The organism is Pseudorhodobacter sp., assembly GCF_030452865.1.
Taxonomy (GTDB): domain Bacteria; phylum Pseudomonadota; class Alphaproteobacteria; order Rhodobacterales; family Rhodobacteraceae; genus Pseudorhodobacter.
On sequence record NZ_JAKDLJ010000142.1, the window covers coordinates 1 to 8,107 of the forward strand.

Genomic DNA, 8,107 nt, shown 5'->3' on the forward strand with positions numbered 1-8,107 from the left:
CACCAAAGCATAGACCCGGCGACTATGCCCAGGCGGTTATGGACCTTGGTGCGACAATTTGCACGCCGCGCAACCCGGCCTGTGGCATTTGCCCACTGCGAGCCTTTTGCAAGGCGCAGGCGCAAGGCGTCCAGGCCACCCTGCCACGCAAGACAGCGAAACCGACGAAACCAACACGCCATGGCACGCTTTGGCTTGCCCGTCACCCGAGCGGCGGGTGGCTATTGGAACGGCGCCCAGACAAGGGTTTGCTGGGCGGAATGCCCGGTTTTCCCGGCACGGGCTGGGACGGAAAAACCGCGCATACTTCGGCACCTGTGACCGCAAACTGGCAAGAGGTGGGGGAGGTACGCCACACCTTCACCCATTTTCACGCGGTCCTGAATATTCTGGCGGCGACCACCACGTCCCTCCCTGATCACGGAGTATTTCAACCGGTTAACCCTGAATACCTGCCCACAATGATGCGCAAGGCCTATGACCTTGCGTCTTTGGCGCTTTTGCCGCGTTGACCGCGTGGTGGCCACCCGACAACATGCGCTGATCAAAAAGGTGCCGCATGACAACAACCCCTATCGCCGATGTGACCCGATTGAATCAGGCGCTGCCGTTCTGGCTGTCGCTGGCGCTGGTTCCTGTCGCCATCTTCGGCGCGCTGGTTGGTGGCTGGACCGTGTTGCTGATCCCCGTCACCTCATGGGGGCTGTTCACGGTGCTGGATATTGTCGTGGGGCAAAACCACGACAACCCCGACCTCGAAACACCTGAGGACGGGCTTTTCTGGTATCGTGCCATTACCCTGCTGTGGTTTCCGGTGCAGTTCGGCTTGCTCCTGTGGTTGCTGTGGTATGTTCCGCGCGCAAGCCATCTCGGCATCTGGGAATCCATCGGCATCTTTTTCGGCATGGGTGTGATTTCCGGCACCATCGGCATCACCTACGCACATGAACTCATGCACCAAAAGCCGAGGTATGAGCGTTGGCTGGGCGATCTGTTGCTGGCCTCCGTGCTCTATTCCCATTTCCGGTCAGAGCATTTGCGCGTGCATCACCTTTACGTCGGCACCCCGCGCGACCCGGTGACAGCGCGCTATAACGAAGGCTTCCACCGCTTTTTCCCACGGGTTTTGCGGCAATCGGCGCGGTCGAGTTGGAAGGCGGAGAAGGCGATGCTGGCACGGCGCAATCTGCCCGCGACCGACCGTTCCAACCCGTTCTGGCGTTACGGCGCGTTGCAACTGGCGATGCTGTTGCTGGCGTTGATCATTGGCGGTTGGGTCGGTCTGTTGCTGTTCATGTACCAGGCTTTCGTCGCGATCTGGCAGTTGGAACTGGTCAATTATGTTGAGCATTACGGGCTGACCCGCCGCCATCTCGGCGACGGGAAATATGAGCATGTGTTGCCCAGACATTCCTGGAACGCCGATTATAAGGCGTCGAACTGGCTGCTGATCAACCTGCAACGACACTCCGATCATCATTACAAACCGGATCGGCGCTTTCCCTTGCTGCAAACCTATACCGATGACGATGCACCCCAGCTTCCGCATGGCTATCCGATCATGACCACGGCGGCGATGGTCCCGCCCTTGTTCAAGCGCATCATGAACCCGCGTGTGCGCCTGTGGCGGCGCAAGTATTACCCCGATATCACCGACTGGCACGCTTATAACAAGGGCGTAAACCCCAGCCCACGATGAGGCGCCCCGTCCAGAACATAGCCATTATCCCCGATGGCGCGGATCAGCGGTTCAAGCCATGCGATGCCTTCGGTCCGGACCTTCTGATCGGGGTGCAATAGCTGCGGGCCGGTCCGTTCCGCACGGCGGCGCAGCTTTTCCGCCTCCGCTTGTGAGGTCTGGGTCAGAAAAATTGCCTCCTGCACACGCCCGCAATTCAAAGCCTCAAAGCGGTTCAGAAACCGCAGATAAGGCGCAATCAGGATGGTTCCGGGCCGCGCCTGCTCCGCGATCCGGCTTTCCAACGATTCAAGGCCTCCACCTTCGCCGCCGACATTCATCGGCTGATAGAAATAGATGATGTCATAGCGGGCATACTCCCCGTGGGTCAGGGCGTTGTCGTGAAACACATTGCAACGAACGGCCTGCATCTGGCGCAGGGCGCGCTGCGCCGCACCGACATAGGCGTGATCGAAATCAAAGCCGTCGGCGTGTTCGAAAAACTCCGCCGCTTGCAAAACCTTCATGCCGCCGCCACAGCCGACATCGACAAACCGCAACGGGCGCGGGCGGTTCTGCGCCCAGGCAACGCGCAGTGCGGCGTGGGCATGACGGGCAAAAGCCGAGCCGCTGAGCGCGATATCGGCATAGCAGCCATAGGCCTGCGCGTCCGGTGATTGCGGCCCGGCGTTCAGCATCAATTGCAGCCGCAACACGGTGCGATCCAACTGACCAAGCTGCGCCGAGCCGATATCGACCCCATCGCACAGCGCCGGATACAAGGCGCGCGCCTTGGCTTTCGCGACTTGATGCAGCAACCCAGACACTTGCTGCAACAAGCCCAACCGCACCCGCAAACCGCGCAATTCGTGACCCGTAGCTACGCCGCCTGCTTTGCTTTGGTCGGGTGACGCGGCACGTCGCATCATTCGTTCCATCTGCGACAATCCAACGTCAAAACCGCGGATTTGGCGATCAAAATGATCGAGCAATACCGACAACCCGCGCGAACGCCCGCGTTCCCGCAGCAATTGCGCCTCCAGTTGCCCGACGAGAGGACCGAGCGCCGCTTCAAAATCCATCCAGTGCTTCTGCGTTACCGAAATTGCGCGCATGAAGGGAATTCCTGTCAATCCGGGGACACTCTCACAATCGGAATCTATGGTGTTTCGGTGCATTCATGTCAGAAAGCGTGATGGCTGCGTCTGCGAAATCGTATTGGGGTATGAAGGGCGGGCCGCGATTCCGGCTATGGGAGCAGCCTAAGCCGAAAAAATCCCGCCATGCAAGCATGGCGGGAAAGTGGTGCCAGGGGCGGCCCCCGACACAGGCGGTAAACTTCAAATTCTGCGTGGGTCAGTGCGGGCGGCTCTCGTCCATTTCCGCCCGGATCTGTTGGCGCAGGATGTCAATTGACACCATCTTGCCGTCACGCTTGAAATGCCAATAGGTCCAGCCGTTGCAGCTCGGTGCGCCCTCCAACGCCGCGCCTACCTGATGGATAGACCCCTTCACATCATTGCCGATCAGCGTGCCATCGGCGCGCACCTTGGCCTTGAAACGGCTGCCGATGGAGTAAAGCTCTTCTCCCGGTCGCAGCATGCCACGCTCCACCACCTGTCCGAAGGGGACGCGCGGTTCAGCACGTTTGGAGCCGGTGATCTCCAGCGCCGAAGCATCAAATTTCCGCACCTTGGCGATGCGCTTTTCGGCCACCGCGCGGTAGGCATCCTCGCGCTCAATCCCGATGAAATCACGGCCAAGCATTTTTGCCACGGCCCCTGTGGTTCCGGTGCCGAAGAACGGGTCGAGAACGACATCACCGGGATTTGTCGTCGCGATCAACACGCGATGCAGCAGGCTCTCCGGCTTCTGCGTCGGATGCGCCTTGTCGCCCGCCTCATCCTTCAACCGTTCATGCCCGGTGCAGATTGGCAACACCCAGTCCGACCGCATCTGCACCCCTTCATTCAGCGATTTCAGCGCCTCGTAGTTGAAAGTGTATTTCGCGCCTTCATCCCGGCTGGCCCAGATCAGCGTTTCATGCGCGTTGGTCAGACGTTTGCCACGGAAATTCGGCATCGGGTTCGACTTGCGCCAGACCACATCATTCAACAACCAGAACCCTTGGTCCTGCAAGGTCGCGCCGACCCTAAAAATGTTGTGGTACGAACCGATTACCCAAATCGCGCCGTTCGGTTTCAACAGCCGTTTCGCGGCCGCCAGCCAGCCCTGAGTGAACTGGTCGTATTTCGCAAAGCTGGAAAACTGGTCCCAGTGGTCATCGACCGCATCCACCTTTGAGTTGTCGGGGCGATGAAGATCGCCCTTCAACTGCAAATTATACGGAGGGTCAGCGAAAATCAGATCAACCGAGCCGGAGGGCAGGCTGTTCATCACCTCAATGCAGTCGCCCGCAAGTATCTGGTTCAGCGGCAGCGAAGCTGCCTCCGGCATTTTCGTCTTGATCGTCATCTCTGCCTCTGTGTCCCGCGCATTTTGCGTCGTCTTGTTGAGGTCAAAGATGAGTCATTCGTGATTCGCCGTCAAATTCTTTATTGAATCAACGGGTTACAGATTTTACTTGATACAAGATATTGTGTACGGGTTTGAACGAACGTCTATGATGCGGGGTCACCCCAAGATTTAGGAGCGCGGAGTGATGCTCTTTTGTCGGGTATCCGGCGTTCCTCTCCCACCCATAGCCCGGATGTTGTTGCGCCAAGCCTGCCATCAGGCGATCGCGTGTCACTTTTGCAACTATCGAGGCGGCAGCGATGGACAAACATCGCGCATCGCCTTTGACAATGGCCTGAGCGCCGCAGGGCATGTCCTGCGGCAAGAGGTTTCCGTCGATCAACGCATAGTCGGGCGGGTTCGCCAATCCCTGCAAAGCGCGCACCATTGCCAGATGACTGGCGCGCAGGATGTTGATCGCATCAATCTCCGCCACCGTGGCATGGGCGATGGAAACCTCAGCTTGCGCCATGATCAGATCGAACAACGCATCACGCCGCCGCGCCGTCAGTGCCTTGCTGTCAGCAAGACCCGGCGGAATGGCACCCGGAAGCAACCGCACCGCCGCCGCCGTAACCGGCCCGGCGAGCGGACCTCGCCCCACCTCATCCACACCGGCAATCCGCAGCGCGCCGCGAGCGCGGGCGGCAGATTCAAAGCTGTCATCTGGAATTGTTTTCATCGTGCGACCAGAATGCATCCGGCACGAAAAGACCAGTGCGAAAGGAAAAGCGGACGGAGGCTGCTCTACCCTCCGCCCGAGTTTGGCTACGCATCACGGGGGTAACCGCGCAGCCTTGCCCGCCGTCAACGCCGACGACGCGGAAGGCTGAAGCCGGAATTCAGCAGGCAATTCTGTTCATAGGCGCTGCGATTGCCCCGACGCCCGCTGATCGCCACTTCACAACGACGCGGCAGGTGGCGGTCGACCCCGTTGCGGCGCAAGCAGTTTTCTGGATAAGCGACCGAATTATGCCGACGGCCCCGCACTTCCACCGCGCAACGCGCCGGAAGTGGGGACAAGCGCGAATGATGCGGGCGGCGCGGATAATCAGGTTGGTAGCGTGGCGGCGTCGCATCCTGGCGCCTGGAGCCGTGCCGGTCATTCAGCGCGGAACCGATGATTACGATGGCGGCAACGGCTGCGGCTGCTTTGGCGAAATCATCGCTGCGACCGTTTGCACGCGCCGGAACGGCAGCGACGGTCATCAGGGCGAGGGTCATCGCCGCCGCCGCGACGGTTCCGATGAAGCGCCGCACGGCGGGAGTTTTCATCAAGGTCATGTCAGTTTCCTTCTCGGGTGGGGCCAGCAGGGGAACCGTGCCGGGGGTGATAAGCAACCTTCCCTCAATGCCCCTCTGCCAAACAATATCGCGGTGCTGCTATGGGATAACGAAGGCACCAGCGGCGCTTGATATTGAATATCAGGACGCAGACGCGCAGATTGGCCGGAACCCGCAGATCAGGAGGATCATGCCGTGAGATGGACCCATTCGACGCTTCGACCGCTGATTGGCGCAGTGCTGGTCAGCCTAGCCGTCGCTGGCGTTGCACATGCCGATTGCTATGCCGATTACAAGGCAAAGCAGGACAATCCGCTTCGTCTGCATTACGGTGTTGCCGAGGTGCCGGACGCGGCCTGTTCGATCAGTGCTGCTTCAAATGCGATTCGCCCGCGTCTGGCAGGGGCCGGGTGGACGTTGCTGCATGTTCTGTCGGTTTTCGGTCCCGAAGGTCTTGCAGAAAGGAAAGCCAGTGCAGGCGAATACTTCCTCCGCTTCTGACAGTTTGCGTGCGGGCAACCGGGTGGTTGCCGGCGGAATCACGGCGATTGTGCTGATCCTGTTTGGTGCTGCGGTGTTTTTGTTCCTGAACCTGCCCGATGCCAACGCATTCAACGCGCGGGTCGAGCGGCTGTTCGTAGAAAATGACAGGCTGACGACCGGGGCCGAAATCAAGCTGCTGGAGATTTTGGCCCAGTCCGGCACCGCGTTTTCCGATGTGTTGGCCAGTTACCGCGTCGTGATCTTTGTGCTGCTGATCTTTGCCACTGCGTTGATGGTGGCGGCATTGGTGTTTCTGGTCACGATTGTCGCGCTGAACCGGCGCATTTCGGCGATCCAGCGATCAGGGATTCAGGTGTCATCGCTGTTGATCAGCCGAGAAAGTCTGGCGGTTTATATCAACGATCTGGAGTTCAAGCTGACCGAAGCCGCGATTGAGACGCTGTCCGTGCTGGCAGAGGCGCGGATGGATGATGATGTGATGACCGGTTCGCAGATCGAAGGTGTAATTTCCGGCCGCAACGCCGCCGATTGCGACGAAGCGGCAGGGGCAACGCGCATCAAACGCCTGCGCGATGCTTTGGGCAACCAGTTGGTGAGCGAACTTCTGGTCAAAACCATCGCGCGGCGTGGCTATGTTTTAGCTGTCGGCAAGGATGTGATCCGGATGATGTGACGCCGCGTGTCAATTGCATTTCGCGGCCTTGCGTTTCGCGGTCGCACCGATCCATTCCGGCTTGCTGCGAAAATCCTCCGTCAGGTTAGCAATCTCGGTCCAGCCGTCAAAGCTGCCGTCATCGTCGACATCGACGGCGACCATTTTTCCGGCCTGTTCGCCGATGGCGACCGCATAAGAATAGCCTGCAACAGGGGGGATCACCACTGCCTTGCCGGTTTTGCAAGCCCGCGCATCGGTCACATCGGTTGATTTTGAGGTTTCCGAGCGCAGAACAACAGCATTGCCATTGCAGACAAAGCGGCGATCATTTGCGATCACCTCATTGAAAACCGGATTGATGCTGAATTTGCCCTGCGCATTCCAGAACCCGGCATAGCTGTCAGCGCCAAGCGGATTCTGGACATCGGCATCGAGGATCAAACCCCGACTGCACCCATTGCCCGCAGGCTCCCCGAACCATTCGGTATCCACCTCATGCTGAAACAGCGTCCATTTGCCGGAGGAATAGAACTTGCTCGTCTCATGAAAGGAGGCGGAGGCCGAAATCCATGCGAACTCCGCCAGTTTTCGGCCCAGCAACATATTGAGGACGTAGCCGTTGCCATACGCCCCGACGCGGTAGCCTGCGGCGCGAAGCTGGCGGTTGATTTCGGTGAAATAGGCGATGATGCGGCGTTCGATTTCGCCGCCGTCGGACGTTGGATCATACTCGAAATCCATCCCGAAATAGATTGCCGACCCCTGCGGTTGACCCAAGGTGCGGGCCTGGGAAATCGCGGCGGCGGCATCCAAAGCCGCCTCAGCATCCGCGCTGCGCCCACCCGGCGGGGCTGCGTTGCAATTGGTATCCGGCAAAGAGGCATCACCAACCTTGCCGAAAAGCTTCGCCGTCGAGCCGTTATAGAACTGATACACCGAAAGGATCGCGAAGCGGTTGGCCAGCAATTGCGACACCTCGCTTTGCGGATCGCTGCGCGGGCCTTGATCAATCAGCCGTTTGCTTTCCAGCCCTGCGATGGGTTGCTTGCAGCGCGCGAGATACCGTGCAACCACCTGCACTCCAGAGCCGGACAGCGACCGCAAATAGGGACGGGTATCGACCGAGGTGTCGATGATCGCGGGCCGGGTTTGCGCCGATGCAAGACCCGCCAGCAGAAAGAGACAAAGGGAAAGACAGATAGTCATCTGTATAATGAACCTTCGACGGAATGAACCGGCACAGCATAGCAGGTCGTCGGAAAGTTTGCATCATGTCGCATCCGTTCGGCGAAATCGCCCGGTATGGACCGGAACAAGCTGAACACCGTCGCCGACCGGAGCGCCCGCGTGAAATAGACCCGGGGCGGCAGGCGCGCACGACATTCAGTCCTCCCGCAGTTGGACGCCATGCAGCCGGGCGGGGGCGGTGCCGCCCCCACACACGTAAAGTGGAACGCAAAAGCAATTTG

9 protein-coding genes are annotated in these 8,107 nt (G+C 59.5%); 4 read left to right on the forward strand and 5 right to left on the reverse strand.

Features of this window, described 5'->3' with window-relative positions; translation table 11 throughout:
* Both L0H65_RS09950 and L0H65_RS09955 read left to right on the forward strand, forming a co-directional pair.
* Window positions 1-512, forward strand: a 512-nt coding sequence (locus L0H65_RS09950; RefSeq protein WP_301458721.1) for an NUDIX domain-containing protein, incomplete at its 5' end; no start/stop codon positions are given.
* Window positions 513-559: 47 nt separating this feature from the next.
* On the forward strand, window positions 560-1,699 hold the full coding sequence (locus L0H65_RS09955; RefSeq protein WP_301458722.1) for an alkane 1-monooxygenase: 1,140 nt from the start codon (window positions 560-562) through the stop codon (window positions 1,697-1,699).
* Here the strand turns inward: L0H65_RS09955 and L0H65_RS09960 are convergent.
* The 4 genes from L0H65_RS09960 to L0H65_RS09975 form a co-directional block, all read right to left on the reverse strand.
* Window positions 1,666-2,793 carry a class I SAM-dependent methyltransferase gene (locus tag L0H65_RS09960; RefSeq protein ID WP_301458723.1) on the reverse strand — a complete coding sequence of 376 codons (1,128 nt, stop codon included), beginning with the start codon at window positions 2,791-2,793 and terminating at the stop codon, window positions 1,666-1,668. The genes L0H65_RS09955 and L0H65_RS09960 overlap by 34 nt on opposite strands.
* 241 nt (window positions 2,794-3,034) lie before the next feature.
* Window positions 3,035-4,153, reverse strand: a complete 1,119-nt coding sequence (locus tag L0H65_RS09965; RefSeq protein WP_301458724.1) for a site-specific DNA-methyltransferase — start codon at window positions 4,151-4,153, stop codon at window positions 3,035-3,037.
* An 88-nt stretch (window positions 4,154-4,241) separates the two neighbouring features.
* Window positions 4,242-4,877 (reverse strand): ribonuclease HII, encoded by a 636-nt coding sequence (locus tag L0H65_RS09970; protein ID WP_301458725.1) that lies wholly within the window; start codon window positions 4,875-4,877, stop codon window positions 4,242-4,244.
* Window positions 4,878-5,002: 125 nt separating this feature from the next.
* Window positions 5,003-5,479: a hypothetical protein gene (locus L0H65_RS09975; protein ID WP_301458726.1), complete on the reverse strand. Its 477-nt coding sequence runs from the start codon at window positions 5,477-5,479 to the stop codon at window positions 5,003-5,005.
* 195 nt (window positions 5,480-5,674) lie between these two features.
* On the opposite strand from L0H65_RS09975, the gene L0H65_RS09980 reads away from it, so the two are divergent.
* Together L0H65_RS09980 and L0H65_RS09985 are read left to right on the forward strand one after the other, a co-directional pair.
* Window positions 5,675-5,980: a hypothetical protein gene (locus L0H65_RS09980; protein WP_301458727.1), complete on the forward strand. Its 306-nt coding sequence runs from the start codon at window positions 5,675-5,677 to the stop codon at window positions 5,978-5,980.
* Window positions 5,952-6,656, forward strand: a complete 705-nt coding sequence (locus tag L0H65_RS09985; protein ID WP_301458728.1) for a helix-turn-helix domain-containing protein — start codon at window positions 5,952-5,954, stop codon at window positions 6,654-6,656. Before L0H65_RS09980 ends, L0H65_RS09985 begins: the two co-directional genes overlap by 29 nt.
* A 9-nt stretch (window positions 6,657-6,665) precedes the next feature.
* Here the strand turns inward: L0H65_RS09985 and L0H65_RS09990 are convergent, their stop codons facing one another.
* Window positions 6,666-7,844, reverse strand: coding sequence for a glycoside hydrolase domain-containing protein (locus L0H65_RS09990; RefSeq protein ID WP_301458729.1), 1,179 nt, complete (start codon window positions 7,842-7,844; stop codon window positions 6,666-6,668).
* Between the last annotated feature and the right edge of the window lie 263 nt (window positions 7,845-8,107).